Origin of the sequence: Undibacterium sp. GrIS 1.2 (genome assembly GCF_040544435.1) — a bacterium.
Taxonomy (GTDB): Bacteria; Pseudomonadota; Gammaproteobacteria; order Burkholderiales; family Burkholderiaceae_D; genus Undibacterium.
The window spans coordinates 1-25,157 of sequence record NZ_JBEONP010000004.1 but is presented as its reverse complement, the minus strand read 5'-3'; the positions used below and the strand labels follow the sequence as shown (position 1 = coordinate 25,157).

Sequence of the window (25,157 nt, the reverse complement as noted above, 5' to 3'; positions counted from 1 at the left end):
AAAAATAGAGGGGGAGTATATTTAAATTGTCTATGCTAAGTGCTTGCGCGGTATGCGGGAAAAAAGCTTCAGCATGCCAGCATAGAGATTAGTAAAATCTTCTTTAGTTTGCTTTTAACTTTGGTTGCCGCGTATAAAAAAAGCCACATGAATAATCATGCGGCTTTTTTTACAATTCAATTGCTTTAAAAAATTACATCCGTACTAAAGTCGATTTACCAAACAAGCTCTCAATCAAATCTACTGCCAGAACTGCAGTCTGATTGCGGATATCGAGTGCCGGATTGAGTTCTACTAAATCGAGTGAGGCGAGGCGACCGCTGTCTGCGATCATTTCCATACAGAGCTGGGCTTCGCGGTAAGTCGGGCCGCCTAATACGGCTGTCCCTACGCCCGGTGCGATATCTGGATCTAAGCAATCCATGTCGAAACTGACGTGCAAATGCGTGTTGTCATCCAATCCTTCCAGCGCACTTTTCATAACGCTGCGCATGCCATGCTCGTCGATATAGCGCATGTCAAACACTTGCATGCCCATCTCGTGAATGAATTTTTTCTCACCTGCATCAACGCTGCGGATACCGATCAGACGGATTTCGTCAGGACTCATTGCTGGTGAGTGATCTGCATAGTGTGTTAGCGATTCCGGGCCATGTCCCATCAGGCATGCGACTGGCATGCCGTGGATATTTCCTGTCGGGCTGATGGTGGAGAGATTGCTGTCAGCATGGGCATCAAACCACAATACACGCAATTTTTTACCATTCTTTTTGCAATGATTGGCAATCGCGCTGATGGAGCCGATGGCAAGGCAATGATCGCCGCCCAACATCATGGGCATCTGACCATCAGTCAATGCCTGGCTGACTGCGTCATAGACTGCCTGATTCCAGTCAATCGCTTCTTTCAAATGACGTAAGCCGTTTACCGGTGCCTGCCAAGGATTGGCTGGCCCATGCAAATTGCCGTGATCAATTACCTTTAATTGGCGCGCCTCCAACGCTTCTACCAAGCCTGCAACGCGCAGCGCGTCTGGCCCCATGCCAGCACCTTTGACGCTTGCTCCGACATCTGTCGGAGCACCAATTAAGGAAATAGTTTTCATTCGTTTGAGTGATTTGATTTAATATAAATTAGTGAATCGTATTTAGTGCATCTGCCATGTACTTCAGCAAGACCTGAGCAGTGGTATTTACTGAAATCAGGCAATGACTTAAGCACTGATCGACACGACATTTTCTGCCATGGAGCGCTGTTGTGCAACTGGTGTTACAGCCATCCCGAACAAGTCTTTTGGATTCAGCAGTTCTGGGATTAAATCCAAAATCCGCGTGTCCTTTTGCACCACATATTTTTCTAGATAACGCATGGCAGAAAAATCTTCTAACGCAAAACCGACAGAGTCAAATACGGTCACTTGCTTTTCATTATGGCGACCAGCAATCTGGCCTTCCAGAATCTGCCACAACTCCGTTACCGCGAAATCAGCTGGCATTTGTTGCAGTTCACCTTCGATGCGGGATTGAGGTTCGTATTCCACGACGACGTTGGCGTTTTTCAAAATATCGCCATGCAATTCGGTCTTGCCAGGGCAATCGCCGCCAACGGCATTAATGTGAGTGCCTTCGCTGATCATTTCCGGCAATAAAATCAATGCATTGGTTTTGTCTGCGGTCACGGTAGTAATGATGTCTGCGCCTTTGACTGCTTCTGCCGTCGATGCAGCCCGAATGATACGCAAATTAGGATAGGCGCGCAGATTGTTGATGAGTTTGTCAGTCGCTGCCGGGTCTACGTCGTAGACACGCAATTCCTGTATGCCCAAGATGCAATGGAAAGCGATCGCCTGGAATTCGCTTTGTGCGCCATTGCCTATCAAGGCCATGCTGCAGCTTACTGGGCGCGCCATATATTTGGCGGCTAATACCGAGGTCGCCGCCGTGCGGATCGCGGTAGTCAATGTTAATTCAGACAACAACTTAGGATAACCCGTATCGACATCGGCTAGCAAACCAAAAGCGGTAACTGTTAGCAAACCCTCTTGAGTATTTTTTGGATGACCGTTCACGTATTTAAATGAATATTGCTTGCCGTCGGAAATCGGCATTAATTCAATCACGCCCACATCTGAGTGGCTGGCGACGCGGGCGCATTTGTCAAACTGGCTCCAGCGTAAATAATCCTCCTTGATCATGTCAGCTAAACGCGCAATCGCGTCTTCTACACTGACTTTTTTCAAGTGGGTTTGCATTTCCTGTGTACCGATGAAGGTAACCATGGTGATCTCCGTTGATTTTTGGGTCTTGCTAATTGGTATTGAATATTGCTGAAATGTTTGCCGCCAATGGCGCCGATATTGCTTTTGTTCTGCTATAAATTGTAGCGGTTTCGGCTGGAAATTAGATTTCTAAATGCTATGAATAAAACGCTATTAATGAAATATAATTTCTATTTAGTCTCAATTTGGCATTTATATTTCGTAATATACTAAATACATAAAATATTTAAATTTTTGGAGATGGCGTGGATAACTATGATCGCAGTATTTTGAAACATCTGCAGGACGATGGACGGATGAGTAATTTGCAGTTGGCAGAGAACATCCATTTATCCGCCCCGCAGACCCTGCGACGGGTGCGGGCGTTAGAGGAAAAACGCGTGATTCGCGGTTATGTCGCCCAGGTTTCTGCTGAGGCAATCGGTTTGGGTGTGATCGCGTTTGTGAGTTTGTCGCTGGACAGGGAGCAGTTTCGCAATGTGCGTGAGGTCGAGCGCAATATCATGGCCTTCCCTGACATTATTGAATGCCATACGATTACGGGCGATTTTGATTACATTTTGAAAGTCGTCGCACCGGATCTAAAAAGCCTGTCGCAGTTTTTAACCGACAGATTGATGCAAGTACCGGGCGTTGCATCCCTGCGCTCCATGATTTGTATGGAAGAGATTAAGCCGGTCAGTAGCTTGCCGATTGCCTAGCTCGGTGAATAAATCAGCGAATAAGCCAGTGAATAAGCCAGTGAATAAGCCAGTGAATTTATTACTTTAATAAAAAATATACTGCTATAGGTATATTTTAACGTCCATACAATACTTGGACATTAGGCACTATTTCTTCGCATACTCCCTTTATTTTTGTTTTTTTTAGATATATTTAAATGCGTTGGAGAGTTTAGCGCCAGCCAAACATCATTTGTTCTGCAAGCAATTTTTTTGCTGGCTGGAAAATATCTAGTAGTCCCAAGCCCAAGCCAAATATGGATTGTGTGAGTGCGCCATCGGGTGCGCTGGCAAATATTCTTGCCATACTATCGGTTAGCCGTATGGTGGTATTGCGGTCAGTTTGTCGTTGTTTTAAGAAAAACTGCAATTGTTCGGCGACTTGCTGAGCAACAGGCTGCTGATTGGATTCATCTTGCAGTGGTATCTCCGCCAGCGTACTTGCCAAGATTTTGGCGTCGCGCAAACCAAGATTTAAACCTTGTCCTGCAACCGGGTGCAGAGTTTGTGCCGCGTTGCCAATGGTAACGATCCGCTTAGTTGCTTGTGCCTGCGCATTCAAGCCTAAGGGGTAGGAGTGGCGTGGCGATGCGGTCAAAATCTGTCCCAGTCGCTGACCAAATGCTTGCTGTAAAGCAGCTTTAAAAGCGTTATCGTCCAAGCCTAAAAGCTGCTCTGCGCTTGGGGGGCGAACACACCATACCAGCGCATAACCATCCTCTTGCGGCAGCAGCGCTAGCGGGCCTTGTTCGGTAAAGCGTTCAAACGCCCGCTGTGCAACCGACTGGCTGACCGTGATGTGCGAAATGATTGCCGTTTGCTGATAGTCGACACTGCGCGCTTTTTGCGTCTGATTACCAAAGGTGCCGCCTTCTGCCTGCACCACGATGGTCGCGGTGATCTTCTCACCATCTTGTAAAGTCAGCGTGACCGCATCGTCGCTTTCTTCTAACGCGGACACTGTTGCCGGACGTTTGATCTGTACGCCACGCTGTTCTGTTGCCCTTTGTAAAGGCGCAATGATATCGCCGTAACGAGCGACATATCCTAGCGCCGGAATGGCGTAATCCTTGCAGTCAATCAAGCTACGGCCAAAATGTCCGCGGCGCGATACGTGTATCTGCCGGATGCTGGTCGCCTTGATCGGCCATGCACCTGCATTCGTGAGAATTTGCTGACTGCCATAGGACAGCGCGATTGAGCGCACGTCTTGTTCGGCTTGCGCACTGGTTTTGGCATCCAGCAAAAGGATGCGATCAGCGGCAATCCCCTGCTTGCAAAGCAACAGGGCTAGGCATTGTCCAACCGGACCTGCGCCGCAGATGGCGATATGGAAATCAGCAAGTTTCATCGTTTCATGACACTTTCGATTTCCGCCACGGTTTTTGGCGTGTCGCGGCTCAGATTGAGATGGCCTTCTGGTGTGATCAGGATGTCGTCTTCGATACGGATACCAATATTCCAAAATTCTTCGGGAACGCCTTCTGCCGGACGTACATAGATCCCGGGTTCTATGGTAATAACCATGCCAGGTTCCAGCTGACGATAAGGCCTTTCATCTCCTACCTTGTCTGCTTCACGATAGGAGCCTACATCATGTACATCGAGTCCTAGCCAGTGCCCAGTGCCATGCATATAAAACTGCCGGAATGCTAGATTGCTGATGGCATCTTCGACATTGCCAAGCTTATTTTTATCCAGCAAACCGGTATCGAGCATACCTTGCGTTAATACTTTTACTGCGGCGCTGTGACCGTCCATATAGCGCGATCCCGGACGGGCACAGTCCAGTGCTGCCTGCTGGGATGCGAGGACGATTTCATACAAGGTTTTTTGTGCTGAACTGAATTTGCCATTGGCAGGAAAGGTGCGTGTGATGTCGGAGGCGTAGCTATCAAATTCACAGCCAGCATCAATCAAAATCAAATCACCGTCTTTAATTAATGCATTGTTACTGCTGTAGTGCAAGACACACGCATTGGCACCAGTCGCAACGATGGAGCCGTAAGCCGGTGCTTGCGACCCTTGGCGGCGAAATTCATGATGTAGCTCCGCTTCAAGCTCATATTCATAACGACCTGTACCTGCGATCTGCATGGCTCTTGTGTGAGCAATACCAGATATATTGGCCGCTTTTTGCATCAAAGCTACTTCAGAGGCATCTTTACGCAATCGCATTTCATTCAGCAAGACGCGCACGTCGATAGTAGTGTCTGGCGCGCTGATGCCGCTACGAGATTTTACACGTACCGCTTCTATCCAGCTATGCAGGCGTGAGTCGAGTTGAGTGTCGTTGCCCGTGCTGTAAAAAAGTGTAGGGGTATTCGCTAGCAGATGCGGCATTTCTGTATCTAGCGCATCTATCGCAAAGCTTGCGTCAAAACCAAAATGCGCTTTGGCAGCAGCGGGACCGAATCGATAGCCATCCCAGATTTCGCGTTCCAGATTTTTTTCGCGGCAGAATAAGATACTGCGTTGCTCATGGCCGTTGGCGATGAGGACGATGAGCGCTTCTGGCTCTGTAAATCCTGATAGATAATAAAAATAACTATCGTGCCGGAACGGGAAAAAATTATCGCTGTTACGCACCATCTCATAAGCAGTCGGGATGATCGCAATACCGCCACCACGTGCTTGCATTTGTGCAAGCAGTTGCTGGCGACGACGCAGATAAGATGGCATGCTCATACGGATATCCTTATGATTTTTTTACTGTGTTAGCCGTAGCGAAGGGCTCATTTAGTTGGGCTAGTTGCTCTGGCGTACCGACATTGTGCCAGTCGCCACGATACAGCTCACCACCGAGCTGACCACGATCAGCAATCTCGCGCAGTAAGGGACCGAGTTTGGCGTAACTGCCTGGTTCTATATGAGCAAAAATTTCTGGGCGGTACACACCGATATTACCGAAGGTCATGCGCGGCGATCCATCTGCACTCTCGTTGACCAAGCCCATCAAGTTCATCGCAAAATCACCATCGGGATGGAAGGACGGATTTTTTACCATATATAACCAGGCTAAATCGCGTTTATCTAACGGATGCGGATTACCCCACATATCATTGTCTTCCAGCGTATTTTTACATTCTTCAAAATTGAAATGAGGGATGTAAATATCGGACGATATAACGATAAACGGTTCATCCCCGTTCTCGGTCAACAAGGGCAGGGCTTTTGCAATCCCGCCCGCGGTTTCCAGCGCAGTTGCTTCTGCCGAATAACGGATATGCGCTCCAAATTTGCTGCCATCACCCAGCGCATCAACGATCATCTGACCAAGATGCGCATGGTTAATGACGATATCGGTGATGCCGGCTTTAACCAGATTCAAAATATGCCAGACGATCAGTGGACGACCGCGCACTTTCAGTAAAGGCTTTGGGCAAGTATCCGTGAGTGGTCGCATACGCTCGCCGCGACCTGCTGCTAATAACATGGCTTTCATTGGAGTGCGTTCAATCTGATTAAAACGTGTAGCCGATTTGCGGTGCCGTATCTTCCAGTACATCCAACAAGCGCAATAAGGGAATCAAGATGTTGTAACGCTGCGCAGTCTTGCGCACATATGTCATCACCAGTGGCATATCTTGCAGATAGGCGTCTTTGCCGTCGCGATGAGCAAGACGGGCAAAAATACCGAGAATCTTTAAATGCCGTTGCAAGCCCATAAATTCAAAATCACGATAGAAGCTATCGACGTCAGGACTAACGGGCAGTCCGGCAGCACGGGCTTTTTCCCAATAACGGATGGCCCAGTCGATTACCATTTCTTCATCCCATTGCACATAAGCGTCGCGCAACAAAGAGACCAAATCGTAAGTTAATGGACCATACAAGGCGCCCTGAAAATCCAGAATGCCGGGATTGCTTTTATCCAGCACCATTAAGTTGCGAGAATGGTAATCGCGGTGCACATACACTTGTGGCTGCGCCACAATATTGGCGAGCAAGGCTTCGAATACATTATTCAGGCTGGTACTTTGCTCTGCAGTTAATGTTAAGCCCAGATGTTTGCCGATATACCATTCGGGGAAGATCATCAGTTCGCGCAGTAAAAATTCTCTGTCGTATTCTGGCAATATATCCGCCTGACTTTGTGCTTGCATCAGAATCAAACTATCGATCGCATCCAGATAAAGTTTGTGAGCTGTATCGTTATTCAGCGCATTGAAATAGGTTGTCGTACCTAAATCAGCCAGCAGCAAAAAACCTTGTTCAACATCTTGCGCAAGAATATCCGGTACAGATAAATTTATTTTTGTAAATAATTCTGCAATCTTGATGAATGGACGTACATCTTCTGCTGGTTGTGGTGCATCCATCACGATATAAGTTTTACCATCCTCACCGTCAATACGGAAATAACGACGAAAACTGGCATCTGCCGAGGCCGCGCGCAAGCTCGCCACTTTTAAGCTTGGACTAACAATACTTGTAAGCCAGGTATGAATAGCGGACATGCGCAGATCTTCTGTAACTGAGTTGGACGAAACGGGTTGGGACATAGATCAATTCTCTTGGGTAGCGAGTTAATTTTGGATGGATTACTTGTGAATTACTTAATACTTATCTGGCGATCGGCTCACACATCAGCCATGAGACGCAACACAGAGTAGTTTTGCAGGCAATTTTGGGAGATATTTCCCCTATAATAGGCGCTTGATTTCTGGTGGGGTGTCAAAAAAGCTAAGAAATAGGCTTCTCAAATGACATCTGAACCAATAGCTATAGCAGCTAATTGCAACAGCTTAATACCGAACAAAACGCCTAAAACGCCAACTACTGAAATTACACTACATGCGCCGGAAACCCGTATTATCTCATCCGCAGCCTTTGTTTCCCACTATCTTGGCGATTCTCATTTCTGCATTATTCCCAGCGCAGATTTTTGCTCAAGTAGCACCATTCAATCCAGTTAGTTCAGCCACACCTGCCAGTGCTGCCAAGCCATCAGAAGTAGTCATTAAAGGCGAGAAAGAACAGCCAACAGTGATCCGTGCGGAGACCATATCTGGCCGCCCCGAGCGCTACGTCAATTTTGACAATGATGTTGAAGTCACCAAAGGTGACACCAAGGTTAATGCGGATAAGGCAACTTATACTAATCTTGAGGATGAAATAAAGGCGAGTGGCGACATCCGTATGTTGCGTGCGGGTGATAGTTATTTCGGCGATTCAATGCGCTTGCAGATGGATACGGGCATTGGGTTTATTGTTAATCCGATTTATCAGCTCGTTAGAAACAATGCTCATGGCAAAGGCGAGCGTATTGATTTTGAAAGTGACGAACAATCCACCATTGTTAATGGCACTTACACGACCTGCGTCAGTGATGATCCCGACTGGTTTTTAAAATCAGACTCTCTGTATTTAGACACGGAGTTAGATCGAGGTGTCGCGGGTAAAACGATCGTCTACTTTAAAGGGGTTCCGATTCTGGCGACACCTTCGTTGACTTTCCCCCTTTCAGGTGCCCGCCATTCAGGATTTTTACCGCCCATCTGGGGTGGTTCGTCTAGAGGCGGTCCAGAGTTTTCGGTGCCGTATTATGTCAATATTGCACCGAATCGCGATTTAACCCTATATCCTAAAATTATTACCAGACGTGGCGTGCAATTGGGTGCCGAAGCTCGATATATGGGTGATGGTTACTCCGGCATCACTAATATTGAGGTGCTGCCAGATGACAGGCAAACTAATACAACCCGCTACGCTATTTCTTCCATACACCAGCAAAAGCTCTTGCCACAATTAGACTTTGCATGGAACGTGAATGCCGCGTCGGATGATAATTATCCTAGTGATTTTGCTAGCTCAATCACTAAAACAGCCGAACGATTGTTATTGCGTGACACCAGTTTGACTTACTCCGGTTGGCTGGGAACAGCCACTTTAAGAGCATCGAATTATCAGGTGCTGCAAGATATTAATGCGCCGATTGGCCGTCCTTATGACCGCTTGCCGCAATTGGATTTGCACTCAGAGCGTCATGATGTCTATGGCTTTGACTGGTCCGTAGATACGCAACTTACCCGATTCTGGCATCCCACTTTAGTTCGTGGCGACCGTGCGGTTTTTAATCCTCAGATCTCTTATCCGATTGTTCAGCCGGGTTACTTTATTATTCCTAAAGTTTCTCTTAATGTCGCAAGCTATCATCTGACTAATGTCGATCCGACACAGGAAAGCGATTTTCATCGTTCTGTGCCAACTTTTTCTTTAGATAGCGGGCTTATCTTTGAGCGCCCATCAACATTGTTTGGCAGGGCAGTGACGCAGACATTAGAGCCGCGGGTTTTTTACGTCAATACACCTTATCGCGATCAAAGTCAGTTCCCTAATTTTGACAGCGGCCTTGCCGATTTCAATTTCGCTCAGATTTTTAGCGAAAACCGGTTCACCGGTTCCGACAGGATAGGCGACTCCAATCAAATTACCGCTGCATTGATTTCTCGCTATATCGAAACTAATGGCGAGGAGCGTTTTAAACTAGCGGTAGGGCAACGCTTCTACTTCAATACACAAAAAGTTACCTTAGATAACACTACGACAACTCAAAGCCGTTCTGATTTATTGCTAAGTGGTTCCGGTAAATTTTCTGACAAACTTAGCGCAGATGCTACTTTGCAGGTAAGTCAGTCAGACCGGCGTGCGGTGACATCTAATTACGGCGTCCGTTGGCAACCTGCGCCACAAACCGTATTTAATGCTGAATATCGCTACCAAAGAGACACCTTGGAACAGGTAGATTTGTCTACCCAATTGCCAATTAACAAGCGTTGGTTTGTCGTTGCCAGAAGTAACTATTCTCTTCAGGACAAAAAACTGGTAGATGGTCTTGCTGGATTTGAATATAAAGATCCTTGTAATTGCTGGTCATTCAGAATGGTCGCGCAGCGATTCGCTACCTCATCAATAACAAGTAACACCTCCTTTTTTATACAACTGGAATTGAACGGTCTGTCTAAAATAGGATCGAACCCGTTGGATGCTTTAAAAAAGAATATTTCGGGTTATCAGCCGATAAACTAGCGTATATTTCAGCTTTTGCTAAAAGTTAGCCATGGTAACGATGGAGATTGTTAGTCTCTTCTTGCCATTTTTAATATGAATTTGGATCACTATGCGACACAACTTGCACATGAATCAACGTAATCTCTTTTCGATGTTGGCTATTTCAGCTTCGTTATTAGCAGTTTCTCCAGTGTGGGCACAGGCTAAAGCGGGCTCCGGTATGGCTCCCATCGTACCAATGCGTCCCGCTAGCTCCGCTGCTAATGCCAATCCCAATGAAAAAGGGCAGTTGGTAAATAAAATTGTGGTGGTGGTGAATGACGATGTCATTACCAGCCAAGAATTGAATGATCGTTTGAAGGCAGTAGAAAAGCGGCTAACAGCGCAAGGTACAGCCTTGCCAAGCAGAGCTGATCTGCAAAAGCAATTACTAGAGCGGATGATTGTTGATCGCGCTCAACTACAACTGGCCAAAGAGAACGGTATGCGTGTCGATGACATCATGCTGGATCGCTCAATGCAGCGTCTTGCAGAGCAAAACAAAATGTCTCTGCAAGAGTTTCGTAATCAGGTTGAGCGCGAAGGAACGCCTTATGTACGTTTCCGCGAAGAAGTTCGCGACGACATCATGATGCAGCGTATTCGTGACCGCGAAGTTGATAGCAAGATTCAGGTCTCAGAATCTGAGGTGGATAACTATATCGCGCAAGAGGCTGCACCAGGTAAGGTTGCGCAAGAATTGAATCTGTCGCACATTTTAGTAGTCATTCCAGAGAATGCATCTGCGGAGCAAATTGCGCAACGCAAAGCCCGTGCAGAAGAAGTCTTGAAAAAAATAAAAGCAGGCGAAGATTTTGCCAAACTGGCGGTCACTTATTCTGACGCCAGCGAAGGTATCAAAGGCGGTGACATCGGTTGGCGTGAGCAAGATCGTTTGCCGCAATTATTTTTGGATTCAATCAATAAGATCAAGGTAGGCGAAGTTACTGAAATTATTCGCAGCTCTAACGGCTTCCATATTTTAAAGTTGACGGGCAAACGTGATGTCGGCAAGAGTAAAGCGGATAGCACTGTCGTTCAACAGACGCATGTACGTCATATTTTGATCAAGCCAAGTCAAATCGTGACAACGGCGGAAGCACGTCGTAAATTGGTTGAATTAAAACAACGTCTGGATAATAAGGCGGCTACCTTTGAAGAATTAGCAAAGTCCTTCTCTAACGATGGCTCTGCTGCTAAAGGTGGTGATCTGGGTTGGATTTATCCCGGTGATACCGTACCTGAATTTGAACAAGCGATGAATAAATTGGCGATTGGCGAGGTGAGTGAGCCAGTCGAAACACAATTCGGTTTGCATCTGATTCAGGTAACTGAACGCAAATCAGACGACGTTTCTAAAGAGCGTCAACGTTTGCTTGCTCGCCAGGCCGTGCGTGAGCGCAAGTCGGACGAGGCTTTGCAAGACTGGCTGCGTCAGTTACGTGACCGCGCTTATGTTGAGTTCCGTCTGGACGATAATTAATGACAAAAATTGCCATCACAGTAGGTGAACCGGCGGGCATTGGCCCAGAAGTTTCTCTACTGGCAGCATGGCAATTACGGTCAGAAATTCGTCCTGTCCTGATTGGTGACGCTGCTTATTTATCCATGCTGGCAGGAGAAATTGATCCTGCTATGCAGTTGATGGGCGTGTCATTAGAGGCTCTTCGTTACACCGGTTTGCCAGCTTGCGGCGTAAATCAAATTACCGTAATTGATTGTCCTCTAGCAGCGCATGTGATAGCTGGACAATTAGATCCTCGTAATGGCCGTTCGGTATTGCATACGCTGGATGTTGCTATAGAAAGCGTACAGCAAGCCTGGTGCGATGCGATCGTTACAGCACCCCTACAAAAAAGTACGATCAATGATGCCGGTGTTGCTTTTAGCGGACACACCGAATACTTCGCTGAAAAAACAAATACTGCGCAAGTTGTCATGATGTTGGCATGTGAAGCATCCGATCATTTGCCACAAGCTTTGCGAGTCGCTTTGGCGACCACGCATCTTGCATTAAAAGATGTGCCTGCCGCGATTACTTTTGATCATTTACTTAAAACGCTGCAGATTATTCATCAAGACTTACAAGTCAAATTTGGTTTACAACAACCGCGTATTTTCGTTACTGGCTTAAATCCCCACGCCGGTGAAAACGGTTATCTTGGGCGTGAAGAGATTGACATCATCACTCCTGTGATTTTGCATGCACAAGGTTTAGGGATGGATGTGCGCGGTCCATATCCAGCAGACACGCTATTCCAGCAAAAATATTTGCAAGAAGCTGATTGCGTGCTGGCGATGTACCACGATCAAGGTTTGCCTGTACTAAAGCACGCTAGTTTTGGTTTAGGGGTAAATATCACTTTAGGATTGCCGCTGATACGAACCTCAGTAGACCATGGCACTGCGCTTGATTTAGCTGCGCAAGGCGTAGGTAAAGCAGACGTCAGCAGTATGCTGGTAGCGATACGAGTCGCAGCTGGTATGGTGAAGGCGCAATCTGAGCACTAGCTTGCCAGAAGTATTAAGCGTCAATAAAAAACTCAGACAACGAAAGCATTTCGCTGGCAGTCATTGATGATTGCTTACGATCACAGCTTCTATCTTACTTGTCACACATGTTCTACAATCGTGACATTCAGAATACCCAAAAATCATGAAACACATACCTCGTAAACGCTTCGGCCAAAACTTTTTGACTGATCAATTGGTGCTCAGTCACATCACCAGTGCCATCAATCCTCAGCCTGATCAAACTATGGTTGAAATCGGCCCAGGTTTGGCTGCTATGACTAAACTCTTGTTAGAAGGATTAAGTCAACTGCATGTAGTTGAGCTGGATCGTGATTTGGTAGCGCGTCTGAAAAAGAATTTTGATCCTGCTAAATTGATCGTCCATGAAGGTGATGCTTTGCGGTTTGATTTTTCGACGATCCCAGTGCCGCCGGATAAAAAGCTCCGTGTCGTTGGTAACCTGCCTTACAACATTTCTAGCCCTTTATTATTTCATCTGGCCGAGATTGCGCATCTGGTTGAAGATCAGCATTTTATGCTACAAAAAGAGGTTGTGGAACGTATGGTTGCAGAGCCCGGTGGCAAAGCATATGGTCGCCTGTCCGTCATGCTGCAATGGCGCTATCACATGGATTTATTGTTTATCGTACCGCCGACAGCGTTTGATCCACCACCTAAAGTAGAGTCTGCGATTGTCCGTATGATCCCGAAGGCGGAACGTCTGGAATGCAATATTCATAAATTGGAACAAGTAGTGACTAAGGCGTTCTCACAACGCCGTAAAGTGGTACGTAATTGTGTCGCCGGAATGTTCACTGAGCAGCAATTGATTGATGTTGGTATCAATCCGCAAATGCGACCAGAAACAATCCCGCTCGAACAGTATGTCAGTCTGGCGAGGTTACTCGCAGAACTGAAGCCCGATTTACCTGCAGATTGATTTGTAATAAATAGGGCTTACGCAAAACCAGCCCTATAAATAAGCTTAGTTGCTTTAGCCGAGCAATACCGTTTGCCTGGATACTGATTTTTCTTATCTCTATCGATTTTTCTCCGATTGCAAATATGAACATTACTACTACGCCAGAATGGCAAACCTTGCTAGCGCATCAAGCTCGTTTAGAACACGTGCATTTGCGCGATTTGTTTGCTGCAGACCCACAGCGTTTTCAACATTTTTCTCAAGAGCTGGATGGCTTGCTGGTAGATTATTCCAAGCAAAGGATAGATGCCGAAACATTGCAAAGTCTAGTCGCCTTAGCCAGATTATCGAAGGTAGAAGACTGGCGTGACCGCATGTTTTCGGGTGAGAAAATTAACATCAGCGAAGACCGCGCTGTACTTCATACTGCTTTGCGGCACTCGGCTTTTACACCGTTCCCAAATCCAGAAGCCGACGTGATGCCTTTGGTACGCGCTGTGCGTAAACAAATGCGCGATATCGTCGAACGGGTGCGCAGCGGATTATGGCGCGGCTTTAAAGGTGATGCGATTCAAAATGTAGTGAATATCGGGATTGGTGGTTCTGATCTCGGCCCTAAATTGGCGACGCGTGCATTGTCGGCAATGCAGCATCCTAGCCTGAGTTTTTATTATGTCTCTAATTTAGACAGCGCCCATCTCGCACCTTTGTTGGAGACCTTAGATCCGCGTACGACCTTGTTTATTGTCGCCTCCAAGACGTTTACCACGCAAGAGACCAGTATTAACGCCAACACTGCACGTACCTGGCTGATGGCTGCGGCGATGGAGGAATGGGCGGTCGCTAAGCACTTTATTGCCGTCACTTCCAGCCCCGATAAAGCGCATGAGTTTGGTATTCCTGATGCCAATATTTTACAAATCTGGGACTGGGTCGGCGGGCGATATTCTTTGTGGTCGGCGGTAGGTTTATCCGTTGCACTCGCAATCGGGATGAATGGCTTTGAGCGCTTGCTAGATGGTGCCGAGGCGATGGACAAGCATTTTTGTAAAGCGCCGCTAGAGCATAATTTGCCGGTTTTGCTGGCGTTGATCTCCGTGTGGAACACTAATTTTCTTGGTGCTGAAACGACCGCAATTTTGCCTTATAACGAGTCCTTGCGTCACTTGCCAGCCTTCTTGCAGCAATTAGAAATGGAATCGAATGGCAAAACGGTAGGACGTGACGGTGAGCCTTTGACTTGTCGCGCTAATCCGATTGTGTGGGGCGAAATTGGCGTCAATGGCCAACATGCTTTTTTCCAGCTTTTGCATCAGGGCGGCTGGTTGATTCCATGTGATTTCGTAGTGGCTGCTTCCAGTGATTATCCTTTGCCAGGGCATCAGGCGCCATTATTAGCCAACTGTCTGGCGCAAAGTGCTGCTTTGGCTTTCGGCAAAACTGAAGAACAAGCGCGCATAGAATTGTCTGCCGCAGGTTTGAGTGAGAGCAAGATCGCCGCGCTATTGCCGCATAAAGTATTTGCAGGCAATCAGCCATCCACGAGTATTCTCATCCCTAGCCTTGATCCTTATCAGCTCGGCATGTTGCTCGCTTTGTATGAGCATAAGGTGTTTGTCCAAGGCGTGATCTGGGGTATTAACTCTTTCGATCAGTGGGGCGTTGAGTTGGGTAAGCAGCTTGCCAATCGCTTATTGCCAGCAATTAAAGGCGATCAGGCCTACGACGTTCAACTGGACACTTCGACCACGGGTTTAATCGCTTATTTCCGTCGGCATGGGCATGTATAAGGAAAATCAACGGTTTTAATTTTGATAGGACTTACGCAAAAACTGCCCTAACTGCGTTGCAGCTCCTAGCTGTACCGAGACAAATCAAAGGTTTTATTTCGGATCATGTAATGGAGATAAGCTTTAACAAAAGTTGACACAAATTGACCGTCGGGTTGAAGCAAACTGAATATAATTGATCCCAGGCAATAAATTAATTGACTTGCAGAGATATAAATCACAACACTACACAATTGGCGGATCTATCATGTTGACAGGAATTATCAGTGTTCTCACCTTCGCCCTCATTGTTGGTGTGATCGGCTTGATTAAAGTAATGAACAAGATTGCAGAGCAATCTGATCAGCCACAATAAAAAAAGCTGTCTCTAATCTAAACAGATCACAGACAGCTTTTTTATTTAAACCTTCATTTGATTTGATCTGGTTCGTCCAGACCACAATTCCCTTCGTTTTTAACTGCCAAAGAGTCTTACAGACTGGTCGCTTGTTCGGCAGTTTTCCGCTCTATCAATTCTATTTTGTAGCCATCAGGATCTTGTACAAAAGCGATAACGGTCTTGCCGCCTTTCACTGGGCCTGATTCACGCGTTACGTTGCCGCCTCTGGCTTTTACTGCATCACACGCCTTGTACGCATCTGGCACTGCAATCGCGATATGTCCATACGCGCTACCCAAATCGTATTTTTCGACGCCATAGTTGTAGGTCAACTCTAGTTCTGCGTGATCAGGGTTATTGCCATAGCCGACAAAGGCGAGGGTATATTTGTACTCGGGATTATCCGATGTTCTGAGCAATTTCATACCCAACACTTCAGTATAAAAATCAATCGAGCTTTGTAAATTACCGACGCGTAACATGGTGTGTAATAGACGCATAATAAAATTCCTTTAAATATACTGGATATGAGTATGATAATTGAAGCACAGATTGTCCATAGAATGATTGGACAATCTTCTAAAAACTTTAGATATTCCCCTTAAAATATGGGGAGGTCGTGTGCTGCATGCTGTTTTAACGCATGCTTGGCATGTTCAAATTCTGGGAAAACCGATTGTACTGTTGCCCAAAAGCGGGGGCTGTGATTCATCTCTCGCAAATGCGAGAGTTCATGCGCAATCACATAGTCAATCACCGTCAGAGAGAAATGAATCAGCCGCCAGTTCAGGCGAATTTTGCCTTGCGAGGTACAAGAACCCCAGCGCGTAGTCGCAGCAGACAGTGCCATTGAATGATAACTAACATCCAATTTTTCCGCATAGACAGGCAAGCGCTCTAAAAATACCCGGCGGGCTTCTTGCTGCAACCAAGCCTGTACCCGGTCTTTGAGTTGTTGCTCCCCCGAGTCCGCAGGCAGACAAATTCTCAGTTCGTTACTATCGCTGTCTAAATGAATGCCCAGCGATTGCGTGGCAAGAATTCGCAAAGTCAGTTGCTTGCCCAGATAAGGTAATTGAGCACCATCTGCCCATACCATTTTAGGTTGAACCTGATGCGTAGCCCGTTCACGGCGCTCGGTAATTTTAGCGACGATCCAGCGCTGCTTCTCGTGAATTGCCTGCTCAATATCGCCAATTGTTACCCAGCGTGGCGCAGTGATTCTCAGTCCATCGTCATTGATTAAAAAGCCAATGGTACGTCGCTTGGAGCGCAGCAGACTATATTCCAGCCATTGCTCTTGCAGGCGGATCTGACGTTTATTCGGAGATTTTTCTGGCGGCGTCGATGATGTCTTTGGTGGTACCGGAAGACTGGACGGCGTTACTTTTTTCGGCGCAGGATCTTGCATTTTACGGCGGGGCGATTGGAACATCCCGCCGTCGTCAGTCCGGCTATCTGAAAACAAATCCAGTTGCAGTAAAAACTGCAAAGGCTTGGTCAATAATGAGAAACGTGATTTCAAAAAACTCTCTTGTTCCTGATTGATCAAGAGTCGCTCTGATCAATCCTTTTTGTATATATGCGGTGAGATCACACGCATTTCGCCTTCTATCCAAGCCTCTACTTTTTGCATCATTTCAGCCGCACTCAAACCATCAGGTGGTATTGGTTTGCCGATTGATACCGTGATCAGACCTGGCATTTTGATGAAAGAATTTTTAGCCCAGCATTCACCGGAATTCATCGCGATCGGTACAACAGGAGTATTGGTTTCTGTCGCCAGGCGAGTACCGCCCATTTTGTAATTACCTTTTTGCCCTACCGGAATACGCGTGCCTTCCGGGAACATAATAACCCATTGTCCGTCAGCGAGCCGGCGACGACCATGCACCACGACTTGGGCGAATGCATCCTTACCTTTGCTACGATCAATCGGGATCATGCGCATCAAAGAAATGCCCCAACCGAAGAAAGGGATGTAGGTAATTTCTTTCTTAAATACGAAGACTAAAGGTCTTGGCATGCAGGTCAAATAGAAAATGGTTTCCCATGCCGATTGGTGTTTGGACAGTAATATAACCGGTGCATCTGGCAGGTTTTCCATTCCTTTGATTTGGTAGCGGATGCCGCAAATAACTTTGGCTAGCCAGATCACAAAAACGTTCCAGCGCGCCGTCCAGTAGTAGCGCTTGTTATACGGTAGTGGTGCAAACAGCAAGCAAGCCATAGACCAGATCACTGTCGCAACAGCCATCAGGCTAAAGAATAAAACCGAGCGTAAAAAATAATTAAAACGAAGCATTGCTTATCCTAATAAGGTCACAGCTAATAAGATCACAGCTAATAAGGTCACAATAAATTACAGAAAATTCTAGCAAATTTAAAAAGCGATGAGGTTTTGTGTTTGTTTGCTACGTTGTCAGAGTACGTCAAACCGCCACAAAAAATTCCGCAGGTACGGTTTTTAAGAGAATATCCACCATCGAGGCGAGGTCAGGATAAATCTGTGTCCCCGGCGGTAGTCCTCCTTTTTCAAAAGTCTTTTTACCTTTGCCTGTCAGTACCAGATGCGGCAAGCAGCCGCATACAAATCCTGCCTGCAGATCACGCAGCGAATCGCCCACACAATGGATGCCCTTTAAGCTGACATCATAACGACTGGCGATTTCTTGCAGCATGCCTGGTTTGGGTTTGCGACAATCACAATTATCTTCAGAGACATGCGGGCAAAAAAACACGGCATCAATTTCAGCACCGACTTGCTGTGCTGCTGAATGCATTTTTTGGTGAATCGCATTCAGCGTCGCCATCTCAAACAGCTTACGTCCAATACCAGACTGATTGGTAGCAACGACGACCAAATAACCAGCCTGATTCAGTTTAGCAATCGCTTGCAATGAACCCGGTATCGCCTTCCACTCATCAGGAGATTTGATGAACGCGTCTGAGTCCTGATTGATTACGCCATCACGATCAAGGATGATGAGCTTCATCGTTTTCTCCATGATTTCTCCTTTTGAGTGATACGGTTTCTTATCGGTTCTTACGGCTTCTGTTTCTATTAGGATGCGAGTTTAGAAATATCCGCAACCTGATTTAACATACCATGCAACTCGCTGAGTAAGGCCAGACGATTATTACGTAAAGCCAGATCATCGGCATTGACCATCACATCGTTAAAAAAGTTATCCACTTCAGTACGCAATGCTGCCAAGGTTTTCAGTGCACCCGCAAAATCACCTTTGCCGAAAGCAGTATCAACTTCTGGCTTTACCTTATTCATTGCAGCATACAGAGCATGCTCGGCAGCTTCTTGCAATAATCCAGTTTGTACAACGCCTGGAGTACCTTCAGCTTTTTTCAGAATATTAGTAATGCGTTTGTTAGCGGCAGCTAGGGATGTTGATTCTGGTAAAGCGGCGAACGCTTGTACAGCTTGCAGACGTTCCAGAATGTTATCTAAGGTATCGGGATTTTGTGCAACCACTGCTTCGACCTCGTTTTGCGCGAAGCCTTTGTCACGCAATTGGCCACGTAAGCGGTCATACATAAAGTTCAAAACATCAGCACTAGGATCTTTAAAGTTGGCGTTGCCAGTAAATTGTGTCAGCGCATCACCAAGTAATTTGTTGAGTGAGAGTGGCAGACGTTTTTCTACCAACATGCGCAATACACCCAAAGCATGGCGACGCAGCGCAAACGGATCACGGTCCCCCGTTGGTTGCAAACCTATGCCCCAAATGCCGACCAGTGTTTCTAATTTGTCAGCGAGCGCCACGGCTGTGCCTGTCGCGGTCGCAGGTAGTGCATCGCCCGCAAAACGTGGTTGATAATGTTCGGATGCGGCAGCAGCAACCTCTGGATTTTCATTATCATGTAAGGCGTAATACGTACCCATAATGCCTTGCAGTTCTGGGAACTCGCCTACCATATCGGTCAATAAATCAGCCTTTGCCAGCATCGCACCGCGCTCTGCCAACGCAACATCGTAGCCCAGACTTTGTGCGATTTTTCCAGCGAGTGATTTTACGCGCTGCATACGTTCAGCCTGGCTACCTAATTTGTTGTGGTACACCACATTTGCCAGCATAGGCAGGCGCGCCTCCAGAGTTTTTTTCTTATCTTGCTCAAAGAAGAATTTGGCGTCAGACAGGCGAGGGCGGACCACACGTTCGTTACCTTGAATGATATGTTCTGGCGTCGCTGTTTCCAGATTAGATACGATCAAAAAGCGTGAGCGCAATTTGCCTGCGGCATCGGTCAGTGCAAAATATTTTTGATTCGTCTGCATCGTCAGTATCAGACATTCTTGCGGTACTGCTAAGAATTCATCCTCAAACTTGCACTCATACACAACTGGCCACTCGACCAATGCTGTGACTTCATCTAGCAATGATTCTGGCATCAAAACCTGATCGTCCCCCGCTTTTGCGAGCAAGGCAGTGCGGATTTTTTCTTTGCGTTCAGTGACATTGGCAATGACTTTACCCTGGCCCAGCAGATCCGCAGCATAGTCATTTGCATGCGCTATATTGATTTGGCCGCTAGTCAAAAAGCGATGTCCTAAAGTGATGCGGTCACTGGTCAGCCCCAGTAGTGCCAGCGGTACCACGTCTGCACCGTGCAGGGCGATGATGCGATGTACTGGGCGCACAAAATGGACTGTCGCCCCATCGTGACGTTGATAGCTCATGACTTTAGGAATCGGCAATTTATTAATCGATTCTTCGACCGTTGCTTGCAAGCTATCGGCTAGCGCAGTGCCTGCCGCCGTATAGTTATAGAAAAAACTCTCAGCCTTGCCATCGACCGCACGTTCTAACTGGCTGATTTGCAAATCTGGGACTCCCAGTGCCGCTAACTTCTTCGCCAGCGGTGCGGTTGCATTACCTGCCGCGTCAAGCGCCACAGAAACCGGCAAGATTTTTTCGCGGAGTATTTTGTCCGGCGAGGTCGGACGCACATTGGTAATACTCACGGCCAGCCGGCGCGGTGACGCATAACTTGTTGTGGCAGAATCGCTCTCTAAAAAATCGCGTGACTTTAAGCCGTTGACGATACCCGCAGCAAATGCTTCGCCCAGCTTGGCGAGTGCTTTGGGTGGTAATTCTTCCGTGAGCAGTTCTACTAATAATGTTTGGTTCATTTCTTTTATTCCAGAATGGAGATCGCTTGCGAGCAGATGTATTGTCGTTTTTGTGATCGCTAAGATGTCACTAAATTTAAGCGGCTTTCAGTTCCGCATTTGAGGCAGTCTCTAAAGCGGCTTTTTTATGCTGGCAATCTGGAGCACAAATCGGGAAGCCCAATGCCGCCCGCGAAGCCAAATAAGCCGCCGCGACCTTGCGTGATAAGTTGCGGATACGACCAATATAGGCAGCACGTTCCGTCACCGAGATCGCACCCCGAGCATCTAGCAAATTAAACGTATGGCCAGCTTTTAAGATCATTTCATAAGCTGGTAAAGCGAGTGATTTTTCTTCTACTGCCAGCAATTTTGCCGCCTCAGCCTCGTAGCTGTTAAACAGCGAGAACAAAAAATCGGTATTCGAGTACTCAAAGTTAAATGTCGATTGCTCGACTTCGTTTTGGTGGAATACATCGCCATAGGATAAGCGCACTGTTTTGCCGTTTTCTTCGCGCTCAGTCCACACCAGGTCATACACGTTTTCTACGCCTTGCAAATACATCGCCAGCCGCTCAATACCGTAAGTGATTTCGCCCAGAATCGGTTTGCAATCAATCCCGCCAACTTGCTGGAAATAAGTGAACTGGGTAACTTCCATTCCGTTCAACCAGACCTCCCAACCCAAACCCCATGCACCTAAAGTCGGATTTTCCCAATCATCTTCTACAAAGCGCACATCGTTTTGCTGCAAATCCAGACCGAGCGCTTTTAAAGAACCAAGGTAGATATCCAGAATATTTTCTGGTGCTGGTTTTAGTACCACCTGATATTGGTAGTAATGCTGTAAGCGATTAGGATTTTCACCATAGCGACCATCCTTAGGGCGGCGTGACGGTTGCACATAGGCGGCGCGCCAAGGTTCTGGTCCAATCGCTCTTAAAAACGTGCCCGTGTGTGATGTACCTGCACCGACTTCCATGTCATAAGGTTGCAACAAGGCGCAACCTTGCGCAGCCCAGTATTCTTGCAGTTTGAGGATGATTTGTTGAAATGTAAGCATTATGATGTTCCGCTTTGATGAATGGCACAGACTGAAGTTTGCTAAACCTTGGATTTTAGCGGGTTTTGCCCTAGATAGGCGAATTTGCTTGCAGCATTGACCGCTCAGGTGCTTGCTGAAATCGGCGTCACGGGCGCAAATAAAAAGAGGCAGTCACCGGTTGGTGCTGCCTCATTTGCTGCATGAGCGATCTCAGCGTCTTACATCTCTTTTGGACAAATACCGAATTGATTTTCTGAGCGTTGGCTATCAGTTGCCCAAAACACGATCAGTACGATGAAGCCAACTACTGGTAACAGTCCGATCAACAACCACCATGCACTGCGGCCAGTATCGTGTAGCCGCCTTACTGAAACTGCCAATCCGGGGATCAGAGTTGCTAACGCATACAAACTGCTGAGCAGCCCAGAGTCGGCTCCGAAGTGCGATGTCCCGGTTACGCGATCGACGATCGATAATCCTATGCTAATTAATATGGTGAACAGAGTAAAAAACCAAAATTCTTTACGGCGTGATCGACCGCTAAACTGGATATATTTTTTTAATACCAACACATACCAGTCGAAGGCTTGTGAAATATCTTCCGACTCCACTGGCAGCGCTGATGATGTTGACGATACTGTCTGTGACGCGCCGCAATGCGGACAGATTGGGGCGGTTTCGTGAATTTCTTTACCGCAGCCGCGACAAAATACCATACTCATTTTGTACCCTCTATAAAGTTGTATTGTGTAGTCTTATGTCTTGTATTTTTAAAAATCTCATTTTTTGAGAACGCATTTTGTAGTTGAAACCGCCAAGCGTTTTGTTCTCTAAAATTTATGTCCAGAGATTAATTCTATTACCTTGTTTGTCCGTAAAACTACCGACCACAATCATAATAAAATCAATCAGCGCCCAAATCCCCAGGCCACCGAGTGTGAGCAATTGCAAAATACCTGTTCCGATTTTTCCAACATAAAATCGATGTACGCCAAACATGCCTAAAAAGAAGCAAAACAGCGCAGCCGGAAGTATTCTTTTATCTGATTGGGTTTGCTGTTGCAACGTACCCTGTGGCGCACCGCAATGTGGACATGTGACAGCAGTTACATGGATTTCTTTTCCGCAGCCGCGGCAAAATACCATACTCATTTTTTTCTCCTTGTCGTGTTGGTAGTGCGTGATGACAGTGAATATCGATTACCAGCACTTGTTTTAAATAGGGTACTACCCGGGACCACCCTGTAACACTATGCAGCAAAAAATTACCAATAAATCTATTAACACTGATAATTTCATGAGAGTACTTGTTTTATTGAAACGACAAAACAAAAATGTCAAAAACTTGTAGAAACTGTTGGATTGATACCCTAAGCTCGTGCATAGATAGAGTTAAGAAATCGCTTCCCGCATCCCGCCGGATAGGGCAATCAGACTGCAGATCGTTGGACGGAACTATTGTCGCTATTGCCACTCTGACAGAAGTTATTTTTAGCACGTCGATTTTGTCGCATCTTATTCAACCCCAATTTTTATCCGAGGTAAAAATGTATTCCACTCGATCGACGATGTTGTCTCGTCTCTATTCAGTTGCTTTGATCAGTGCCCTGTCAATTGGATCGCAATTTGCTTATGCCGACGGCTTAAGTGATTTAAAGACTGCTTTGGTCAGGTTGCAAGGCGCGACACCGGTGAAGGCAAATTTGGAAGCCAAGACTTGGAGTCGTCAGGGGGATGGTAAAGACGCAGATGAACGCAGTGGTATCGCCAGTGTGCAGATAGAAGAGGGGCCGCGCGGCTTGCAGGTGTATTACAGCAGGGACTTGTTGAGTCGACTGGAAACCGAAGAGCGCGCCCGTGAAAAAGATCCAAAGGCCAAAACCCCAACGCTTTCTGCACTCAACGATATTAATTCCAGCGAGTTACGTCCGCTCATTTATGCCGCCAACAGTTTGTCTCGTGCAGTCGAGAAGGCGGTATTCAGAAATGAAAAAGCGGACACCTACAACGGTAAGCCCGCACGTCTGTTGAGTTTTGAAATGACTATCGACAAGATGACCGAAAAGGACCGTAAGTACATTAAAAAGTATGAGGGTAACCTGGATATCTGGATCGCTGCCGGCGGCACACCGCTGGCCAGTCGCATGCATGAAACCGCATCCGGGCGGGCTTTTATTGTGATTAGTTTTGAAACCAGCAATGACAACGATCAGGTCTACGGTTTAGTCGGCGACCGTCTGGTGATAACACGCAAAGAGACCAAAAGCAGCGGCGCAGGCGCAGGTGAGAAGGGGGAAATGCGTAGCATTAAAACGTTGCAGTTGCAGTCCTGATGCTGGACAAGCGTTACTTTTGCAACCGCCTTTATTCTGTTATCTGTTCTACGATCTCGCAGTATAGATAAATATATACTCCTATCCTGTATATTTAATTGTCCATAGATTAATTGGTCTATAAGCCAATTTTAATAAAAAATGGGGGGAGTATATTGAATTTTATCTATTTTTTGCCATGTATTTGCATTGGCTAATGTTCCATCTGTGGCTCGACAGTTTCTTGGCCTCGTCCTGAATTCGTCTGGATTTTTACTCTGTAGTTGCCCTATTAATGCCTTCCTATTATTTCCGACCTGTTTTTTTAACTTATTCCAGTAAATACTACGCTCCAAATTGCATCTGAATTGATTTTCTGATGTGTTAACAGAGTGCGCTCTGGCTGTCTTTGACCAAACGCTGCCATTCTTTCTTCAATGTAAGTCCTGAAAAGAACTTAACAATAAAACAAATGGTAATCCCCCCAGCAAATAATCGGACTTATAAGTAGAATTTTCTAAATATGATTTTTAGAGGTTTTACATGAAGACATCCCGTTACACCGACAGCCAGATTATCGCAATCCTGAAGCAGGCAGAAGCTGGCTCTCCTATCCCAGAACTTTGTCGTGAACATGGCATGAGTTCCGCTTCGTTCTATAAGTGGCGAGCCAAGTATGGCGGCATGGATGCCTCATTAATGGCGCGTATGAAAGAGTTGGAGGAAGAGAATAAACGTCTCAAGAAGATGTATGCAGAGGAACGACTCAAGGCAGAAATAGTGGCTGAGGCACTCGCAAAAAAGTGGTAGCGCCATCTCAGCGTCGAGAGATGGCGCGCTGGGTGGTTGACCAACGGCGAGCAACAATCAAAGTAGCTTGTTTAGCATTCGGCATTAGCGAAACCTGCTATCGTTACCAAGCTAAGCTTAACATTGAGAATGATGTCATAGCGGACTGGCTAATTCGTCTCACAACAAGTCAGCGTAACTGGGGCTTTGGGCTGTGTTTTTTAC

The 25,157-nt window shown here is 46.6% G+C and carries 21 protein-coding genes and 1 pseudogene; 8 read left to right on the top strand and 14 right to left on the bottom strand.

The window, feature by feature from the left end:
* Positions 1 to 193 precede the first annotated feature (193 nt).
* Complete coding sequence (gene rocF, locus AAKU61_RS02595) at positions 194 to 1,105, bottom strand: arginase (RefSeq protein WP_322119778.1); 912 nt, start codon at positions 1,103 to 1,105, stop codon at positions 194 to 196.
* 108 nt (positions 1,106 to 1,213) lie between these two features.
* Positions 1,214 to 2,278, bottom strand: coding sequence for an ornithine cyclodeaminase (gene ocd, locus AAKU61_RS02590; RefSeq protein ID WP_354329403.1), 1,065 nt, complete (start codon positions 2,276 to 2,278; stop codon positions 1,214 to 1,216).
* Positions 2,279 to 2,523: 245 nt separating this feature from the next.
* Here ocd and AAKU61_RS02585 point away from each other — a divergent pair, with 245 nt between their 5' ends.
* Positions 2,524 to 2,979, top strand: a complete 456-nt coding sequence (locus AAKU61_RS02585) for an Lrp/AsnC family transcriptional regulator (RefSeq protein ID WP_322119776.1) — start codon at positions 2,524 to 2,526, stop codon at positions 2,977 to 2,979.
* A gap of 193 nt (positions 2,980 to 3,172) precedes the next feature.
* On the opposite strand, the gene AAKU61_RS02580 is transcribed toward AAKU61_RS02585, so the two are convergent.
* The 4 genes from AAKU61_RS02580 to AAKU61_RS02565 are packed head-to-tail and all read right to left on the bottom strand — an operon-like array spanning position 3,173 to position 7,505.
* Positions 3,173 to 4,351: an FAD-dependent monooxygenase gene (locus AAKU61_RS02580; RefSeq protein WP_354329401.1), complete on the bottom strand. Its 1,179-nt coding sequence runs from the start codon at positions 4,349 to 4,351 to the stop codon at positions 3,173 to 3,175.
* Positions 4,348 to 5,682: an aminopeptidase P N-terminal domain-containing protein gene (locus AAKU61_RS02575; RefSeq protein ID WP_503012571.1), complete on the bottom strand. Its 1,335-nt coding sequence runs from the start codon at positions 5,680 to 5,682 to the stop codon at positions 4,348 to 4,350. The genes AAKU61_RS02580 and AAKU61_RS02575 overlap by 4 nt, the downstream gene beginning before the upstream one ends.
* Before the next feature lie 16 nt (positions 5,683 to 5,698).
* Positions 5,699 to 6,445: an N-acetylmuramate alpha-1-phosphate uridylyltransferase MurU gene (gene murU / locus AAKU61_RS02570; protein WP_354329397.1), complete on the bottom strand. Its 747-nt coding sequence runs from the start codon at positions 6,443 to 6,445 to the stop codon at positions 5,699 to 5,701.
* A gap of 19 nt (positions 6,446 to 6,464) precedes the next feature.
* The gene (locus AAKU61_RS02565; RefSeq protein ID WP_354329395.1) at positions 6,465 to 7,505 is read right to left on the bottom strand and encodes an aminoglycoside phosphotransferase family protein; all 1,041 of its coding nucleotides are present in this window, start codon (positions 7,503 to 7,505) and stop codon (positions 6,465 to 6,467) included.
* Between the two features lie 292 nt (positions 7,506 to 7,797).
* Between AAKU61_RS02565 and AAKU61_RS02560 the strand changes: the two genes are divergently transcribed.
* From AAKU61_RS02560 to pgi, 5 genes are all read left to right on the top strand, one after another.
* Positions 7,798 to 10,032 (top strand): LPS-assembly protein LptD, encoded by a 2,235-nt coding sequence (locus AAKU61_RS02560; protein ID WP_354329393.1) that lies wholly within the window; start codon positions 7,798 to 7,800, stop codon positions 10,030 to 10,032.
* Between the two features lie 91 nt (positions 10,033 to 10,123).
* Entirely contained in the window at positions 10,124 to 11,536 is a 1,413-nt protein-coding gene (locus AAKU61_RS02555) for a peptidylprolyl isomerase (RefSeq protein WP_503012569.1), read from the top strand.
* On the top strand, positions 11,536 to 12,564 hold the full coding sequence (gene pdxA / locus AAKU61_RS02550) for a 4-hydroxythreonine-4-phosphate dehydrogenase PdxA (RefSeq protein ID WP_354329392.1): 1,029 nt from the start codon (positions 11,536 to 11,538) through the stop codon (positions 12,562 to 12,564). The genes AAKU61_RS02555 and pdxA overlap by 1 nt, the downstream gene beginning before the upstream one ends.
* 145 nt (positions 12,565 to 12,709) lie before the next feature.
* Positions 12,710 to 13,507 carry a 16S rRNA (adenine(1518)-N(6)/adenine(1519)-N(6))-dimethyltransferase RsmA gene (rsmA, locus tag AAKU61_RS02545; protein ID WP_354329390.1) on the top strand — a complete coding sequence of 266 codons (798 nt, stop codon included), beginning with the start codon at positions 12,710 to 12,712 and terminating at the stop codon, positions 13,505 to 13,507.
* A 125-nt stretch (positions 13,508 to 13,632) separates the two neighbouring features.
* Positions 13,633 to 15,279 carry a glucose-6-phosphate isomerase gene (gene pgi / locus AAKU61_RS02540; RefSeq protein ID WP_354329388.1) on the top strand — a complete coding sequence of 549 codons (1,647 nt, stop codon included), beginning with the start codon at positions 13,633 to 13,635 and terminating at the stop codon, positions 15,277 to 15,279.
* Between the two features lie 471 nt (positions 15,280 to 15,750).
* On the opposite strand, the gene gloA is transcribed toward pgi, so the two are convergent.
* The 8 genes from gloA to AAKU61_RS02500 all read right to left on the bottom strand — a co-directional run bounded on the left by gloA (position 15,751) and on the right by AAKU61_RS02500 (position 22,983).
* Positions 15,751 to 16,158 (bottom strand): lactoylglutathione lyase, encoded by a 408-nt coding sequence (gloA, locus tag AAKU61_RS02535; protein WP_354329386.1) that lies wholly within the window; start codon positions 16,156 to 16,158, stop codon positions 15,751 to 15,753.
* A gap of 101 nt (positions 16,159 to 16,259) precedes the next feature.
* Positions 16,260 to 17,093, bottom strand: a complete 834-nt coding sequence (locus AAKU61_RS02530; protein ID WP_503012570.1) for a M48 family metallopeptidase — start codon at positions 17,091 to 17,093, stop codon at positions 16,260 to 16,262.
* Positions 17,094 to 17,222: 129 nt separating this feature from the next.
* Complete coding sequence (locus AAKU61_RS02525) at positions 17,223 to 17,963, bottom strand: lysophospholipid acyltransferase family protein (protein ID WP_354329383.1); 741 nt, start codon at positions 17,961 to 17,963, stop codon at positions 17,223 to 17,225.
* A 127-nt stretch (positions 17,964 to 18,090) separates the two neighbouring features.
* Positions 18,091 to 18,654 (bottom strand): D-glycero-beta-D-manno-heptose 1,7-bisphosphate 7-phosphatase, encoded by a 564-nt coding sequence (gene gmhB / locus AAKU61_RS02520; RefSeq protein WP_354329381.1) that lies wholly within the window; start codon positions 18,652 to 18,654, stop codon positions 18,091 to 18,093.
* Positions 18,655 to 18,722: 68 nt separating this feature from the next.
* On the bottom strand, positions 18,723 to 20,807 hold the full coding sequence (gene glyS, locus AAKU61_RS02515) for a glycine--tRNA ligase subunit beta (protein WP_354329379.1): 2,085 nt from the start codon (positions 20,805 to 20,807) through the stop codon (positions 18,723 to 18,725).
* 76 nt (positions 20,808 to 20,883) lie between these two features.
* The gene (glyQ, locus tag AAKU61_RS02510; RefSeq protein ID WP_354329378.1) at positions 20,884 to 21,849 is read right to left on the bottom strand and encodes a glycine--tRNA ligase subunit alpha; all 966 of its coding nucleotides are present in this window, start codon (positions 21,847 to 21,849) and stop codon (positions 20,884 to 20,886) included.
* Positions 21,850 to 22,049: 200 nt separating this feature from the next.
* Positions 22,050 to 22,553: a DUF805 domain-containing protein gene (locus tag AAKU61_RS02505; protein WP_354329376.1), complete on the bottom strand. Its 504-nt coding sequence runs from the start codon at positions 22,551 to 22,553 to the stop codon at positions 22,050 to 22,052.
* A 115-nt stretch (positions 22,554 to 22,668) separates the two neighbouring features.
* Complete coding sequence (locus tag AAKU61_RS02500) at positions 22,669 to 22,983, bottom strand: TM2 domain-containing protein (protein ID WP_354329374.1); 315 nt, start codon at positions 22,981 to 22,983, stop codon at positions 22,669 to 22,671.
* Positions 22,984 to 23,378: 395 nt separating this feature from the next.
* On the opposite strand from AAKU61_RS02500, the gene AAKU61_RS02495 reads away from it, so the two are divergent.
* Positions 23,379 to 24,164 carry a hypothetical protein gene (locus AAKU61_RS02495; protein WP_354329372.1) on the top strand — a complete coding sequence of 262 codons (786 nt, stop codon included), beginning with the start codon at positions 23,379 to 23,381 and terminating at the stop codon, positions 24,162 to 24,164.
* A 522-nt stretch (positions 24,165 to 24,686) separates the two neighbouring features.
* Positions 24,687 to 25,157: pseudogene (locus tag AAKU61_RS02490) on the top strand (transposase); the annotation flags it as partial.